Annotated in this window: 7 protein-coding genes; 4 read left to right on the top strand and 3 right to left on the bottom strand. The window is 26.2% G+C overall.

Features of this window, described 5'->3' with window-relative positions:
• Positions 1-421: 421 nt before the first annotated feature.
• Together MBBAR_RS02225 and MBBAR_RS02220 are read right to left on the bottom strand one after the other, a co-directional pair.
• Positions 422-10,228, bottom strand: a complete 9,807-nt coding sequence (locus MBBAR_RS02225) for a DUF7507 domain-containing protein (RefSeq protein ID WP_080459654.1) — start codon at positions 10,226-10,228, stop codon at positions 422-424.
• A gap of 530 nt (positions 10,229-10,758) precedes the next feature.
• The gene (locus MBBAR_RS02220) at positions 10,759-12,582 is read right to left on the bottom strand and encodes a helicase C-terminal domain-containing protein (protein WP_080459653.1); all 1,824 of its coding nucleotides are present in this window, start codon (positions 12,580-12,582) and stop codon (positions 10,759-10,761) included.
• A gap of 254 nt (positions 12,583-12,836) precedes the next feature.
• Between MBBAR_RS02220 and cobI the strand changes: the two genes are divergently transcribed.
• A complete protein-coding gene (gene cobI / locus MBBAR_RS02215) occupies positions 12,837-13,583 on the top strand; it encodes a precorrin-2 C(20)-methyltransferase (RefSeq protein ID WP_080459652.1) in 747 nt (248 codons plus the stop codon).
• Positions 13,584-13,861: 278 nt separating this feature from the next.
• On the opposite strand, the gene MBBAR_RS02210 is transcribed toward cobI, so the two are convergent.
• Entirely contained in the window at positions 13,862-14,665 is an 804-nt protein-coding gene (locus tag MBBAR_RS02210) for a V4R domain-containing protein (protein WP_080459651.1), read from the bottom strand.
• Between the two features lie 674 nt (positions 14,666-15,339).
• On the opposite strand from MBBAR_RS02210, the gene MBBAR_RS02205 reads away from it, so the two are divergent.
• The 3 genes from MBBAR_RS02205 to MBBAR_RS02195 all read left to right on the top strand — a co-directional run bounded on the left by MBBAR_RS02205 (position 15,340) and on the right by MBBAR_RS02195 (position 18,077).
• Entirely contained in the window at positions 15,340-16,572 is a 1,233-nt protein-coding gene (locus MBBAR_RS02205; protein WP_080459650.1) for an FprA family A-type flavoprotein, read from the top strand.
• Between the two features lie 167 nt (positions 16,573-16,739).
• Entirely contained in the window at positions 16,740-17,153 is a 414-nt protein-coding gene (locus tag MBBAR_RS02200) for a ferritin-like domain-containing protein (protein ID WP_080459649.1), read from the top strand.
• Positions 17,154-17,699: 546 nt separating this feature from the next.
• Positions 17,700-18,077 carry a putative zinc-binding protein gene (locus MBBAR_RS02195; protein ID WP_080459771.1) on the top strand — a complete coding sequence of 126 codons (378 nt, stop codon included), beginning with the start codon at positions 17,700-17,702 and terminating at the stop codon, positions 18,075-18,077.
• The last annotated feature ends 26 nt before the right edge of the window (positions 18,078-18,103 follow it).

The raw sequence follows: 18,103 nt of genomic DNA, 5'->3' as shown, positions 1-18,103 counted from the left end.
TAATAAACTATAAACCTGAAAAATTATATTAATGTACTAAATTAATTATAATAAATAATCTATATAAATGTTTCCATTTAAAATGATTAAATATAAAGTTCAATTGATATTATAAGAAAATAAATTAATAGAAATTTACTGAAGAAAATAAGAATATACCTATACAACTTATAAAAAACTTATAAAAATAGTTAAATTTAATAAAAATTGATAAAAATGATTGAAATTAATAGAAAATAATAAAATAATTAATAAAAATAGCTAAAAAAAATAACCATCAAAAAAATCTAAAAGTTAAAAAACAGAAGTATGAAAAATTAAAAATAACTTTAAAAAATTAAAAATAAAAAATTAAAAATAAAACTTTAAAAATTAAAATTTAAAAAAAATTTAAAAAAGAAATAATTAATAAATATAAAAACTATCTCTTTTTAACCCTTAAAACTCCTATAAAAGCTAATAATACTGCTAAAACAGCTATTGGAATAGGCATACCTGTGTTTTTCATACTTACACCATTTGCATGATTATGCTCAGGAGTTGGATTAGGATTAGGATCAGGAACTGGTAATACTTCTACAGTAGCTGAAGCATTATGTTTCTCAGGTGAACCATCGAAAGAGTCAGTGAAAACTTCTGCAATATTTACAATAGCACCTAATTTTTCAACTACAACAGTAAGTGTTAATTGAGCTGTTTCACCAGTAGGAATATCACCAATATCCCATAACCCAGTTTTAAGATTATATGTCCCGTAATTGGTTTTGTATGAAATTAATTTAAGGCCATCAGGAAGTTTATCAATTGCATAAACACCTATAGCTGTATCTGGACCCCAATTTTTAACTGTTAATGTGAAATAAACTGTTTCATGAATAAGTGGTTTAGGATTATTAACAGTCTTCTTAATTGTAATATGTGATTTTTGTATTGAAGTTTTAACAATAGCTGACTTATTACCTTCAGGATCAGTTTCTGAGCTAATTATTCCTATATTTGTAATTTCATTTGTAGCATTCTTAGCAATTATTCCATTAACCCATATAGTAACATTGCTTCCAGGAGAAATTGAAGATACAAGATAGGTTAAATTTAGTGGACCATTGAAAGCTGTCCAAGGAATACCTGAAGATGTTGAATAATGTGTATTCAATAATATATTAGTATCGAAATAATCATACAAGGATACATTTAAAGCATCAGAAGGCCCTAAATTAGTTATCACAATAATGTATTGTATTGGATGACCTCTTACTATCTTTTCAACATTAGCTACTTTAGTAATTGTTAAGTTTGCAAGTGTAATTACAGTTGTATTTACAGTTGGAGATATAACTTCATCAGGAGTTGTTAATGAAACAACAGTAGCATTATTAAACATCATAGTTCCATTAGGAGTAGAAGCATTAACAGTACTCTTAATTTCTAAATTAAAAATATCATCAGCATCAACAAATCCATTAAGGAAAAGACTAGAAACATCTAACACTAAATTTCCATTAAATGAAATCCAATTAGACCAAGACCCTCCATTAATATTATAACGATAAGAAGCATTAATCAACCAACTAGGAATACTATCAGATAAAGTCACATTCCAAGCAGCAGAAGGACCATGATTTTTCAAAATAATAGAATAAATCAAACCATTACCAGCATAAACAAGAATCTTATCAACAGATTTATTTAAAGATAAAACAGGTGATGAAATAACAGTAGTATTAACTGGAGGAGATATAACTTCAAAAGGATCAGTGCTAGAATTAACACTAGCATAATTAACCAAAACAGTTCCATTAGGAACAGAAGAATTAACAGTAGTGTTAATCTCAACAGTCACATTTTCACCAACAGAAAGATAACCATCTGGTAAAACAATAACAAATGAACCATCAAAATCAGCCCAATCACTCCAAGAACCATTTCCAACCTTATATCTATAATGAGAATTAATCAACCCATTAGGAAGATTATCAAAGAAAGTTAGATTTCTAGAAACACTAAGTCCATTATTGGTCAAAACAATAGTATAGATAAGATTTTCACCAGCAACAACAACAATAGAGTTTACAGACTTATTCAAAGTTAAATTAGCTTGAGTAGTGACGTTTGTAATAAAAGAATCATTGTGAGATTCAGGATCGGTTGGAGAAGTAACAAATGCAGTGTTATTTAAAACAGTACCATTTGGAGTAGTAGGATCAACAGTACCATTAATCCAAACAACAACAGTTTGATTAACACCTAAAGTTCCTAAATATACTTCTCCACTAGGAGACCAAGCATGATAAGTAGTACCATTATCAACAGAATAATACAAACCAGTCACATAGCTTGGTAAATCATCTCTTAATAAAATATCAATCGCATCACTAGGACCATTATTCTTAATAGTAATAATATACTTAATCGGACCACCAGCAGTAACTTTATTATCACCAGACTTCACAATAGATAAACTAGCAACAGCAATAATAGTATTAGTCACATTATTAGATTCAACACCATCAGGATCAGTAGTTGAAGTGGCATTAGCACGATTAATTATAATAGTGCCATTAGGAGTAGATGCATTCACAGTAGAATTAATTTCTAAAGTAAAGATATCATCTAAACCAAAACCATTAGGGAAAAATTCAGAAACATTTAAAGCTAAATTTCCACCGAATGAAATCCAATTAGACCAAGAAACACCATTATCAAGACTATAGCGATAAGAAGAATTAAGCAACCAATCAGGGAGCAAGTCATTCAAAGTCACATTCCAAGCAACTGAAGGACCATAATTCCTCAAAATAATCTTATAAATAAGATTCTCACCAGCAACAACAATCAAAGAAGGATTGTTAGATTTATTCAAATATAAATTAGCATGAGTAGTAACATTAGAAGTTACAGACTTTTCAATCTCAGGAGTTCCATTAGAGCTTACATTAACAGTATTATTTAAAATAGTGCCATTAGGAGTAGTTGAATTAACAGTTGCATTAATTAAAAGTACAATAGTATCCCCATCAGCTAAATGATTAATTTTTAATGGATTAGAAGTCCAAGGAATCCAAGTAACCCCACCATCAAGTGAATAAAATTTTCCAACAACATATGGAGGTAAATTATCTTTAATAATGAGATCATAGGCATAGCTTGGACCATTGTTTATAATAGTAATAGTGTAATGTATAGAATTTCCAGCTATAACTATTGTTTCATTTACAGTCTTTTCTACATCAAGTACAGCTTTTTGTTTTATTTCAGTTGTGAAATTATCCTTATTATTATCAATATTTGGATCAGGAGTTGATGATGTAACATTAACTTTATTAGTTACATTTCCAATTGGTGCAGATGAATTTAAAGTTCCAGTTATGTTTATGAAAATCTTTTGACCAGAGGCAAGTTCTTCTATTACAATCCTATCCAATGGATTATTAAAATCATACCAATTTCCATTTAAATAATATTTGACATTTTTCATCCATATAAACCATTCTTGATCTATTAAATCATGAATTGTAACATTTATAGCAGAATCAGGCCCATTATTTCCTATTTCAATATAATAATTGAAAGACTCACCAGCATTAATAGTTATATTACCATTTTTAATAACATAAATATCAGCACCTAAAACATGAATAGTGGAGTTAGCATTTATCGGACCATATATCCTTGAATTATTAGTATCATTAATTGAAGAATAATTTAAAGCGACAATATTTGTTAAATTCTTACCTGCAAAGCTAGAATTACCAACAGTACAATTAAATATAATAGTAACATTTTGACCTACTGGAAGCTCATAGCCATCAACAGTATAAAATTTTAAAATATTAGAGCTAGCTAAACTATCATCAACATACCATCCAGTTGGAAGTATAGCAGAGCCAATTTTATAAATTAATCCATTTGGTATATTATCTATTATAACTAAGTTATAAGCAGAAGAAACACTTCCAAGTAAATGATTTATAACTAGCGTGAAAACAACATTTTCTCCTGGAACATAATTCTTTTTATCAGAATTTTTACTAATATTAAGTTTAGGTTCTACAACAGTGACATTTCTTGTATCAGATGAATTGAAACTATCATTAGATCCATTTACAAATATGATAGTTGCATTATTAGAAAGAACAGTTCCATTAAGATTAGTAGAAATGTTTTGTACTAAAACAGTGTAAATTAAGGTTATATTACCATCAGAAGTAGTATTTACCCAACCAAAGTTAATCTTAATCCTATTATTATCACTATTTATTATTAGATTATTTTTATATTGATAATCTACAGAATCAGAAGAAGAAACTTGAAGACTATCAAGTAAATAAAGTAATCCTTGAGGAAGTAAATCTGAAAATGTTAGATTTTTTGTGTATCCTTCAGGTAAATTTATTACAATTGTATATATTAACTTACCTCCAATTGAAGAAGTTTTATTATTTACATTCTTAGATATAGAAGGAGAAGTTGTATTAATCACATTTGTAACATTGCTAAATATATCATTTACCAAACCTTGAGATGAATTTCCAGTTCTCTCACCAGTAGTATCTCCAGGATTACCAATAGTAGCATTATTAGTTCCATGTTCACCAGGTAAACTTGTTCCAGTAGCATTAGCAATGTTAGTTATTTTAGACGCATAATCAATGTCTTGTGAAGCTTTAACATTAAATTTAATTGTAACATTATTACCAGAACTAATATTAAATCCTACAGGAGAAATAAACATGATTTTTTGACCATCATTAACTACAGTCCAACCTTCTGGGATTTCTATAATATTAATATAAGACAAACCATCAGGTAAATAATCAGTTATAATAATATCATAAACTGGAGCAGAACCATTATTTTGGAGTAATATAGTGTATGAAAATATTTCTCCACCTTTAATAGTAGTTTTACTCGGAGTCTTTTTAATGATTAACTTAGGAGTAACTACAGTCAAATTTTCAGCAGAAGAAGTAATAGACTTCTGACTTTCTGAAGCATTAGTAAATGTTAAGGTAGCATTATTAGCTATTTTAGTTCCATTCTGATTTCCAGGTATATTTAAAACAGTAACATTGAATATTATACTGATTAAACCATTATTTAATCCTTCACTGCCATTAAGTGTTATATTACCAAATGAAAGATTAAGAATATTGTTTAAAAAGTAACTATCAGATAAACTAATATATTCTCCAGGATTAGAACCAAAATTAAAATCTGAAGCTTTAATATTTATATTATTAATCATTATTTTAGCAGATCCGCTATTAAACCTTATATTATTAGATAAAATATCTTTAAGAACAACAGCAAGTGTTTTACCTTCAGGAATGATAATATCAATTTTATAAGTAATAACTTCACCAATTAATAAATAAATTCCTGTAGAACCTGGTTCTGAAGTTGAATTAACAGATTTTGAAATGTTTGGAGAAGTTGTTTTAAATGTTACAACATTAGAAACATTAGTATAATTTCTTGTTACATCATAATCATCAGGCATAGATGAAAAAGATACGTTTGCAGTGTTTGTGAAAGTAGAGTTACTAACAACATCAGGAATTACATTAACTGTAAAATTAAATGTTTGAGAAGTTCCATTTCCAATAAAAGTACCTTCATTAGCTATTATATAAATAATATTATTTTCTCTAATAAAAGTGAATCCAGAAATTTCATTAAAAACAACAGTACTTGAATTAAAGAATTTAGGATCTAAAATATCAGATATATTTAACCTATAAGCATTAGACTTACCATTATTAGTAACTATAATAGTAATTAATAATTTGTTTCCACCATCAACAGTAGTTACATTAGCACTTTTATTAATTTGTATATTTGGCTCAATAATATAAGTATTAACAGAAGATTTAAATGGTTCTTTAAGATTTTCATCCCATGTAAGATTTACATTATTAGTCTTTGTTAGGCCTGCCCTATTTGATGAATCATCTAATACTTGAGCAATTAAATCAATGTAAAAGATATTATCATTAGAAAGACTAGTAGTTATTCCACTAAATTTAAAAGTTAAAACTCCATTATTAATAGTAAAATTTAGATTACCAAGAGTACCTACCCAATCTGATGAATTTAAACTATAAGAAATATATTTATATCCAGTAGGCAAAATATCAGTTATTAAAAGGTTTGTAGCATTACATTTAGGTAATTTTACTAAAATACGATAGGTTACATTCTCACCAATAGTAACATTAGGAGATGAACCATGAATAGTTGAATTTATATAAGTTTTATTTATTTGAGGATCTCCAACCACTAAATTAGCTGATCCAGAACCATTATAATTTCTACTATCTGGATTAGGAGTAGATTCAATCCATGGGAGTGACCAATAAGAAACATTAGCTATATTAGTATGGTTAGTCCCTAAAACCGGATCAGGTAACACAGTTAAATTAAATGAAAATGTAGCTGATTGTCCAACATCAAGATTTCCACCAGCGTATGTTACAACTTTAGTAACAGGATCATAATTAAAGGTAAAACCTGATGGAGTAGATATTTCTACAACATTAGAACCAGTTAAATTAAAAATATTACTTGCACTAGCAAGATAATCTTTAATAATTACATTATATGCTTTTGACATACCATTATTTTTTATAGTAATAGTTACTGTTATAAACTTATCACCATAAATAACATTAGAGCTAAATGTTTTATTTGTAGTAATTTGTGGCTCTATGATATTAATTGTAGCTGATGATGTAATTGGAGTATGACCTGGGTTATCCCAGTCAATAGTAGCAGTATTAGTTCTAGATCTATTACCAGTGTTAGGTGGATTAGAAGTTGCATTATTAAGTACAATTGCATCGAAATCTATGTAAAAAGTCTTATTCAATCCTTCTGAAGTGTTAGTTAAACCAGTGAAACGTATTGTAATAATATTACCATTTATTTCAATTGTATAATTAGGTAATTCTATATTATCATTTGAAATAACATTAATAGAGCCAACTACATATTTGAGTCCATTTGGAAGAGTATCAACAATGACTATATCTTTTATTTGTCCAGCAGGTAATACTATTGTTAATCTATATTTTCCAACCTCACCAATTGTTAAATTGTTACCATTGCTTGGACCATTTTTTGACCCCACATAAGTTTTATTAAATTCTATACCTTTAACACTTACACTTGCATTACTTTCATAATTACGTGGATCGGTTACAAAGTTAGGGCTTGAACTATCAGGAAGTGAAGTGAAATTAGTAATTTGTACAGTATTATTAATTACTTGTAAAGGATAAACCTTAGATGATAATGTAACATTATAAGTAATAACTATAGTATTATTTGTAGCATTAATACCAAGAGGATATAAAACTCCAAAATTCAAACCATTAGGACTAAATAAATCAAGAAGATTTAGCCCAGTTATTGGAATCATTTGATCCCCATTAAGATAATAAGCAGCAATACCATTAATATTATTAATATATACAGAATTAATATTAAGGAAATTATCTTTAACAACAACATTATAAGCAGTGCCATTACCAGTATTCTTAATAATTATTGTATAAGTTACATTACTCCCAGCTTCCAAATCTTTCTTTGGAGTTGCATTTTTTTCAATTGAAAGAACAGGTTGACCAGTAACAAAGTTAACAATTGAATTATCTGAAAAAACAATATTTTCAGTATTTTCATATTTAATATTTAGAAGATTTGCAAGATTCAAAGCATCATCCATTGGAAAACCTGTAGCTGTTACAGTAAATAAAATATGAACAATAGAAGATTGTTGAGATGGTAATGAAATATTACCATAATTAAATGTAAGTGTATTTTGAGTAGGATCAACAATTAAATAAGGTAATATACCAGTTAAAGCAGTTAAAGTATCCTTTTCACCTAATCTCCATTGACCAGAAATAGGAATAGTTAAAGTAGTATTTTGAAGTTGTCCAGTGTAAAACTGAAGAGCATTTAAAAATGGAATAGGTAAATAATCAATAACAACAAAATTATTTAAATTAGTTGTAGGTACATTTATCTCTAAAGAAAATGTTATATTATCCCCTGGTCTAATAATAATGTTAGAATCTGGAGAAATAGGTTTTCCATTTATCTCAATAATAATCTTATTAGAAGTAGGTGCAACAATATTAATTCGAGTTCCACTAGAGTCAGTGACATTAGCAGTTTGATTAGCTAAATTAGCTTTTATATCAATAGAATTCCTTATTAGATCATTAGAAACAATTCTACTATTATTCACAGCATAATTAGTATTAATCTGACTACGGAATGTTAAATTACCAAAAAGTTGACTAATTGCTGTTTCATTAGAATAATAATTACAACCTTCTAATACACCATTATAACCATTATCAATTAAAATTCTAGTAATATTAAACTTAAGGTAAGTAATACCAGTGGTAGTATTATAAGTAGATTGGAACTGATTAGGATTATTTAAATTAATTGCTAATGATACGATTGTTCCATTAGGAAGATGAATATATAAATATGGAACATAGCTTGTTAAGAAAGTTTGACCATCACTAAGAGTATCATATATAATTATATTATCTAAAGCAAAATAATCAGAAATTTGAAACTTAATAAGATATTCTAAAATATTATTTGGTTTAGAACCAGAAGAATTTAAATCCTTAACATATTTTTGAGTTGCAACAGACTTCAAAAATAAAGTATTGTTATCCTTTGCTGAAACATTTTCTGAATTATATTTACCAGAAATATTAACTTGATTAGTAGCATTAACAGATACACCGGTATTAGGATTAATTACATGTTGACTTTCATTATCAAGTAAAGGAGCATAAAAAGAATATCTTACAATTTTGTCATTACCTAAAGTACCAGTAATATTATTAAAAAATAATTCTAAAACTCCACCAGGAATACTTGTAGAAGGTAATGTAATAATTTGGCCAGTGGCACTATCAATTAATTGAATAAATTGAATATTTTTAGGCAAAATATCTTTAAGAGTAATATTATAAAGAGTTTGGCCATTAGCAATATCAATTATTAAACTGTATATATGAGGGTTACTTTTTCCAGTAGCAACCTCACTTTCAGGAGCATTAGAAATTTTAGTAATCTTAATTACAGTTGGAGTAACTTTTAAAGTAGATTTATTACCAATTAAAGGAATATTTCCAGTTTCATTAGCACCAAATCTAAAAACAGGAGTAACAGTAATATTTAAAGGTTTTCCTATAGTACTATTAGCCAAAAGGAATGCAGTTATCTCCATAGTTGCAATAGGCTGACCTTTAGTATAACTTCCTAAAGGATATTCTAACACATAAAAACTATCACCTGGTGTACCAGTAACAGGCTTTTTAGTCAAAGGATCAATCAAAGTACCATTAGTAGGAAATATTCCAACAAAAGTGGCTTTTACAGAAGACCCTAAGAATTTTGCATTCTTAAATTGAACTCCAGAAGGTAATGTTAAATAAACTATTGGACCAAACCCTGTTTCATTACCAATATTATCAAAATGAATTTGGAATTTAAATTCTTCATTCAAAAACTCAGTTAAATCCCCATCTAAAATTATAATAGGTTCAGGTCCCAACTGAAAGTTACAAACTCCACTATAAAAACCATTAGAATAAGATAAATTTAAAATTTTTGACAAAGTAACATGCCCAGAATAACTTGCAGTTACTTTAAAAATAGAATTTTCATTGGTAAAATTTATATTATATTTACCGTTTTTATCAGTTTGAGTTTTGTAAAGTAAATTTCCTTTTAAATCAAATACTTTAATAGTAACTCCAGAAAAAGCTAATCCAGAATCACATCTAATAACTTTACCAGAAATAGAAATATTTTTAAGATTATTAAAAATTCCATTAGATTTATCAGATACAAAAGTATTATTAGATACAGAAATATTATTAGATGTGGAAATATTATTAGATACAGAAGTATTAGTAATTATATTATCATTAATATCTGTACCATTAGTACTTATATTAGTATTTATAACATTATCGGCATCTACCCCATTATCAGCACTATTAGCTAAATTAGAATTAGAAGACGTAACATCATCATTTAATGTATCACTAAGTTCAACACCTAAAACAGAACCATCAGCACTATTACTCTGGTTATCTTGTAGTTCAGAAGCACATACAAATCCAACGCTTAAAACAACTGTTAAAATTAAGACTAAAAAAGCGATTACATTATGTAATCTAAATTCCATATTCTCCCCCCAAAATTCTAAAAATATTATTATATTTAAAGAATTAAAAATTAATGTTTATTCTTAATTATATATATCTTTAGGATATATGCAAACATTCCAAGTATTACGAAATCATTATGATATATAAAAATTTTAAACATATTAATGACATTGATAATTTTTTATCTAAAAAAGATGTTTTTCTTTTAAGAAAAAATAAAAAAATATGAATAAAAAACATTATAAAGTAAAATTATTAACAATTATTATAATTATATTAATAATATAATACTAATAGAAAAATAAATAATGATAATAGAAAAATAAAACAATATCAATAAATAGTGATAATAGAAGAATAAAACAATATCAATAGAAAGATAGCGTAATAATAATAGAAAAACAAAGTAACATAGATAGAAAAATAATGTAATAATAGAAAGATAGAGTAATAAAATAGAAAAAAATAAAAAAATAAAAAATAGGGAAAAATTTTATAAATATAGAAAAATAACTCTTTAAAATTGGATTAAAATATATTAAATCAATTAATCTTTAATAATAGCCTCTTTAAAAAACTCTGGAACTAAAGATCTATATAACGGACTTTTAAATAGAATGTCTATATCTCCATCAAGAATATAAGTGTAACAAGAATCATCTTCAGCCCGCATACCCCTTCCATAGGCTTGCATCAATGTCATTACAGTTTTATATGCATACCATCTTCTATCTCTTTTCATACGCATATTAACTTGTTCATCGCCTAAATAAGGAAAAGGAACCTTATAAATAACCTGAAATCTACATTTATCATAAGGCAAATCTACTCCTTCACTCATTGAAGGACTAGCTAAAACAAGAGGATCTTCACTTTTCTCAAAATGATTTAAAACACGTTCTCTATTAGTAGAAGTGTGAGAGATTAATCGTGAATTAGGCATTTTTTTAATAATATATTCTTGACATTTATAGCTATTTGTATGAATTAAACCTTTATCATTCTTGTGTTTCTTTAATATAGCTTCAAGAATAGGTAAAGTTTTAGGAGCACTCCTCTTAATTCTATTAGAAGACATTTTACCAGCAATATTTAGTTCAATAGGTCTTTGACTAGGAGGAAAAGGACTATCGACTTTAATATGATAAACTTCATTAGGATTTAAACCAAGCCACTTAGAAAACATTTTATGGGATAAAATAGTTGCACTTAAAAAAATACAAACTTCTCCATGTTTAAATAAATAATCTTTTGCATATTGATGAACTCTAAGTGGTTTAAATGAAACACCATCAGATAAAGGATCAATAATCCAATTTTTAGGCTCATTTTCAAGATTTTCTCTCAATTGCTTTAGTCGTGAAATTGTAGAATTAATTCTATCTACTTTATTTTTTGGAAGATCTTTAAGTTCAATATCACGATAAGCATCTTTAATTGCGTCAATTTCCATTATCCAATCCTTATAATCCTTTTCTTTAAGTATATTAGGGTTAATAACCTTTTTAATATCTTTTCTAAGCCTTCTATTGTATAAAGTAAGTTCCATTGTATTCATTAATTTATTTTCAATATTATGAGCTTCATCAAGAATTAAAAGATTTCTAGGAGCAAAATGCTTTACATAGTTTAATTCAAGAATAGCATAATCATAATTCATTAAAGTAATAGGAGAATTAATAGCATTAGACTTTTGTTGCCAATAATGACAATGTTCTTCAGATTGATAAAAAACAGAGCCTCCAAATTGATCTTCAAAAGCTTCTGAACCAGTTAAATTGGGAGTTTTAGAAATACCAAATTTACAAAAAAAGTTTTTAGAAGTTGGTGTAGTTTTACAAGTTCCAACATCACACGTAGAATCTAAATCATCATTCAAGCAATAAAAATTTCCCCTACCTTTAACCAGTGGAAATTTAAATTCATTAAAATATTGAGACTGTAATTGTTTAGTCATAGTAAGAATATATGCTGACTGATACATTTTAGCTAATGTAGTAGCTATTGCTGACTTTCCAGTTCCAGTTCCTGCCTCGAGAATTATATATTTATATCCATTTTCAATAGCTTCATTAATATCCGATATAATTTCAAGCTGACCTTTTCTTGGAGAAGAAAAAGGGAAATTTTCAATTATTTCATTATCAATATTTGGAAATTCTTTTTTTAATTCATTTATTCTTTCTTCTCCAATAGAATTTTCCCCAATAGAATAAGAATCATCTATATTAATCGAACTCATATTTACTATATTAGATGAAATATCATTAGAATCTATTGAATAATTAGATTTAAGGTTTTTTTGTGTTTTTCCACAAACACAGTTAGTTTTTAGCATTCCACAATTTGGACAAAATAAAGAATTTGACATCAAAAGTATATTAGTGATAGGAGTATAAATAAATTATAGTTAATGGTTATGAAAAATAATATTTGTTTTAAAAACTTGTTATTGATAACTAAAATTACTTATTTATAGCTTAACTAAAATTAATTATATAAATGAATTTGTAATTAACCATCTGTTATTATTGATAAGTCTAGAAAGAATTAATAAGTCTAAAAAGACTAATTTTATAACCAAATTTATTTTAATCCAATAAAAAAATAGAAAATGGTGTTTTATTGACATTACAAAAAGGTAAATTATTTGGAATTGGTATTGGACCTGGAGACTATGAACTCTTAACAATAAAAGCTTTAAAAGTTCTAAAAAATGTGCCAATTATATGTTCTCCTAGATCTGCACCAAAAAAAGAAAGTATAGCTCTTTCAATCATTAATCCGATTATAAAAAAAAGAGAGAATGAAAAGAGCGAATATAATTATAAAGATAATCTTGAAAATCAAACCCCAAGTTTAAAAATTTTAGAACCTGTTTTCCCTATGACTGAAGACAAAAAAACTTTAGAAAAACATTGGGATGAAGCTTCTGAATTGATATCTAAATATTTAAATAAAGGACAAGATGTTGCATTTATTACATTAGGTGACCCATCAATATACAGTACATTTTCCTATGTCCAAAAAAGATTGGAAAAAAGTTTCAAAATAGAAGTAATTCCTGGAATTAACTCATTTACAGCTTGTGCCTCAAGTATTGGTAAACCATTGGTAGAAAAAGATGAAATTTTAATGATAATTCCAAAAATAGATGATAGAATTGACAAGCTACTTAAAGAAGGAGATAGCTTTGTTTTAATGAAAACATCCAGAAATACTGAAGAATTAGAAAATATAATATATGAACAAAGCGGAGAAAAAGAAATTACCTCTGTTCAAAATTGTACAATGGAAAATGAAAAAATAATAGAAGGATTTCCAAAAAACAAACCCTATTTAACAACAACGATATTAAAATTAAAAAAATAAATAATCTAAAAATTAATTATTAATTAATCTAAGGATTATTAGCAATTAACTAAAATTAATTATTAACTAATCAAAAAAGTAATTATTAATCAATCTAAGAATTATTAGCAATTAACTAAAATTAATTATTAACTAATCAAAAAGTAATTTGATTAATCTAAGAATTATTAGTAATTAATATAAAAACTAATATTATTAATTAGATATAATAAATCCTTAAAAATAAATATTAGATATAATCCAATTATTTAAAAAAAATATTATAATTATTGAAAATCTTATTCTAAAGTTTCTACTTCAAAAACACAGCAATTATCGCCCATTGTGAAACATTTTGTTTCAATAACCCTTACTTCTTTTTTTAAGAAAGAAGATAAAGTAGCTTCAATTATACCAGCATCTAAATAACAGGCAGGCTTTCCAGTTTTAGGGAGCAATTCACATTCAAAGCAATCATAAGCAGTAATTTCTATTTTTTCTCCGAGTTTAAGCTCTAAACGGCCTAATCCATAATCTTTCCAAAATTCTTTTAAATTTTTAATAAAGGCATCTATATCATCAGCTTTAATTTGTTCATACAAAGCTAATCCTATACGACGACCAGATTCATAAAGTATTGGATTAATATTAAATCCTTCTTGAATTAATGTCGATCTAAATGTATGAAATAATAGATGTGAAAAATTAAATTTGCCATCTTTATCTATTTCTTTATTTACAATATTTTCTAATAAAAAGCTAGTTTTTTGTTCTTCAAGTTCAAATGGCTCAGGAGGTTCAATTTCTCCTAAAAATCTTGAATTTATATAGAATATTTTTCTTCTCTGATCATCTGGATCAAATTTAAAAGAAATAACACCATCATTTCGTAAAGATTTTAAATGAACAGAAATTGTTGATTTAGATTTGCCAGTATTTTTAACGATTTCGTCAAATTCCATCTCATTATCTTTTAACATAGACAGTATGACAAGTTTTACAGGGCTTTTAATTACATTAACCCCTATTTCCTTATGACCTTTGGAAAAAATTTGAATAGGTTTTTGTTTTTTTGCTTCAGTGATTTTATCAGTAAAATCCATATTTATACCCCTTATAAATATGACATCAATTATTATTAAATTATTATTAAATTATTATTAGACTGATTTTTAATATTATTTAAAGTTCTTAATATTACTTAAAGTTCTTAATATTCATTTAAATTTTTATAATCTTAACAGTGCCATATAAGCATTAAAATTAGCATGATAGAACTATATATGTGTATTTATTTTATTTTAATATTGAAAGAATATATAGTTTTATCTATAAAAAGAAGTATATAAATCTTTTTCTTTCAAAATATAAATAATTACTAAAGGTTAGATAAGTTTATAGTAAATAATAATTAGATAATATCCTAGTAATCTAAAAAATAATGTTTAATTATGTTTTAAATTAAAATAAATCCTATTAAAGATACTTATTAAAATAAAACAGTTCGTAAATATTGGAAATATAATTAAAATATGTATAATATTATTTTTAATCGTACATAAACTTACTACATATAAAGCTATTTGAATTATAAAAACAATGCATATTAGAAAATAAAACCTATTATAAGATAAAAAAATATTACAAAAAAACAACATTTAAATATGAGTTCCTCTAAATATGTTCATATCCATACGAACAAATATGTTTAATATTAATAAAAATATTAATATTAAATAAAATGTTAATAAAATATTAAATAATTGGAGATAAAAAAATGAAGGCAAAAGCAACAAAAATAGGTGATGGAGTATATTGGATAGGAGTTCTTGATTGGGATTTAAGAACTTATCATGGATATACTTTAGATGGGACAAGTTACAATGCGTATTTAGTTTTTGGTGATGAGAAAGTAGCATTGATAGACAATGCTTATCCAGGGAAAACCGAAGAACTAATGGCTCGTGTAGATGATGCATTTCAACAAGAAGGAAAAACTGATAATGAATCTAAAGTAGATGTAATTATACAAAACCATGTTGAAAAAGATCATAGTGGCGTTTTAGTAGATATCCATAGGAGATATCCAGAAGCCCCAATTTATTGTACTGAAATAGCTGTAAAAGGATTGAAAAGACATTATCCTAAAATTAGTGAAGCTGAATTTATCACTGTTGGAACAGGAGATACATTAGATCTTGGTGGTAAAACTTTAGCATTCTTAGATGCATTCTTGCTCCACTGGCCAGACAGTATGTTTACATTATTCCTAGAAGAAGGAATATTATTCCCAAATGACGCATTTGGTCAACATTTATGCTATTCAAAACGTTTCGATTATGAAATACCAGAACATATTTTAATGGATGCTACCAAAAAATTCTATGGAAATCTCATAGTGCCACTATCTAAACTAGTTTTAAAGAAGTTTGAAGAGGTTACAGAACTTGGATTACTTGAACAAATAAAAATGATAGCTCCTTCACATGGACAAATATGGACAGACCCTATGAAAGTTATCGGTGCATATAGTGATTGGGCAACTGGAAAGTGTAAAGATAAAGTAACAATAGTATATGACACCATGCATTACTCCACACAAAAGATGGCTCATGAAATAGCTGAAGGAGTAATGGCAGAAGGATATGATGTTGAAATGTTCTTTTTACATGAAGATGAAAGAAGTGAAATAGTTAAAAGTATATTAGATAGTAAAGCAATAGCTATTGGAGTTCCTACAATCAATGATCAGCCTTATCCAAGCATTGGAGATTTGATGTACTATTTAAAAGGTTTAAAATTTGAAAGAACAGGAATTGAAAGGAAAGCTATAACTTTCGGTTCCATGGGTGGAAAAGGGGGAGCACCAGGATCTTTAGCTAAAGATTTAGGAGAATATGGATTTGATGTTGTAGATAACTATGAAGTATATTATGTTCCTGATGAAAAAGAAAATGAATCTTGTTTCAAGTTAGGGCAAAAATTAGTTGAAGAAGCTAAAAAATTATAATAAAAAATTAATTTATCAAAAAGTTTGTATAAATCTATTATAAAGAAGTTTAAAATAAAATAAAAAGCTATAATAACAACAAACTTCATAAATATTTACATAAATTAAAAATTATACATATAAAACCAAAATATTAAGTTTAAAAATAGTATATACGAGGAGAAAAAATGCCAAAGTATGAACATAAAATAGGTGTAACTAAAGGAACAGATTTAGAGAAGGAAGTTAAAGCAAATTTCATGGGGGAAACCCAGGAAGTTGGAATGTATTTAGCTATGTCCAGACAAGCTTCTAGAGAAGGATATGGGGAATTAGCTGAAGTTTTTAAAAGGCTTGCATGGGAAGAAGCTGAACATGCTGCTAGATTTGCAGAGATGAATGGAGTTATAAAGCCAACCCTAAAAGAAAATGTTGAAATGATGTTAGAAGGGGAATTAATGGCTAATAAAGAAAAAAGATCTGCTGCTGAGAAAGCTGGAGATTGTAAACTTGAAGATCCGTGTGATTTCTTTAAAGAAAGTTCTAAAGACGAAGGTCGCCATGCTAAAATATTAGAAGGAATATTAGAAAGATACTTCTAAATAAATCTTAGAAAACTCATTCTAAATTTATTCCAAATATTTCTGAATATTTCTAAATATATTCTAAAAAATTTAAATATATTATAAATATATTTTTATTATTTATCTATTTTTATTTATCTATTTTTATTTCTTTATTTTTATTATAGTTTATATTATTATAACTCATATTATAATTCATTTTCATATAGTTTATATCCTATTATATTTATATTCTATTATAACTCATATTCTATTATATAATTATAGTGATATTTAAATATAAATTTTCATTATAACTTATTTTAATACTTTTATTTTAAATTTATAATCATTTAATTCATTTTAATCAAAAATTGATTATATATTGACTTCTAATTTTTTTTATTATTCTAATTTTCTAATTAAATTTTAATAATGAATCATTAATACTAGTTATTAATATTTATTTTAGTAATAATGATTATTTTATTAATAAACTATACTATTAACTATCATAATATTAAACTAGAAAATATTTATAAATATTATAAAATTCTTAAATATAGAATAATAGTTGGTGAAAAAATGGAAAACAAAATTTCAATAGCTGCATGTAATGGAATGAGTGCTTTAGGGCTTGTTGGTAGAGCTGCATGTAATGATTTATCAACCGAGAATGATAATATATTATCTATATGTATTACGGCTACTGCAGCAGATAATCAAGAATTTAATCAAATTATTAAAAAATATCCCATTATAGCTATAAATGGATGTTCAGATGATTGTGTGAACAAAATACTTAAATCAAAAGATATTGAAACAGAAAAAACTTATAATATAGACAAAATTTTAGAAGAGAAAAATTTAAAAGTTATAGACCCTTCTAGATTAGACTCTGAGGGTGAAAAAGCTGTTAAAGAACTGAAAAATGTAATAGAAGCTGAATTAAAAAAAATGTGAATATAATTTTAATAAACCTTCAAAAA

The organism is Methanobrevibacter arboriphilus JCM 13429 = DSM 1125 (assembly GCF_002072215.1).
In the GTDB taxonomy this organism is placed as follows: Archaea; Methanobacteriota; Methanobacteria; order Methanobacteriales; family Methanobacteriaceae; genus Methanobinarius; species Methanobinarius arboriphilicus.
Note: the sequence above shows the minus strand (reverse complement) of the source record. Positions and strands in the feature narration are given on the sequence as shown.

Coding starts and splice junctions, on each gene's coding strand:
- MBBAR_RS02195 (WP_080459771.1), top strand. CDS start 17,700: ATGGAAAACAAAATTTCAATAGCTGCATGTAATGGAATGAGTGCTTTA.
- MBBAR_RS02210 (WP_080459651.1), bottom strand. CDS start 14,665: ATGGATTTTACTGATAAAATCACTGAAGCAAAAAAACAAAAACCTATT.
- MBBAR_RS02225 (WP_080459654.1), bottom strand. CDS start 10,228: ATGGAATTTAGATTACATAATGTAATCGCTTTTTTAGTCTTAATTTTA.
- MBBAR_RS02220 (WP_080459653.1), bottom strand. CDS start 12,582: ATGTCAAATTCTTTATTTTGTCCAAATTGTGGAATGCTAAAAACTAAC.
- MBBAR_RS02205 (WP_080459650.1), top strand. CDS start 15,340: ATGAAGGCAAAAGCAACAAAAATAGGTGATGGAGTATATTGGATAGGA.
- MBBAR_RS02200 (WP_080459649.1), top strand. CDS start 16,740: ATGCCAAAGTATGAACATAAAATAGGTGTAACTAAAGGAACAGATTTA.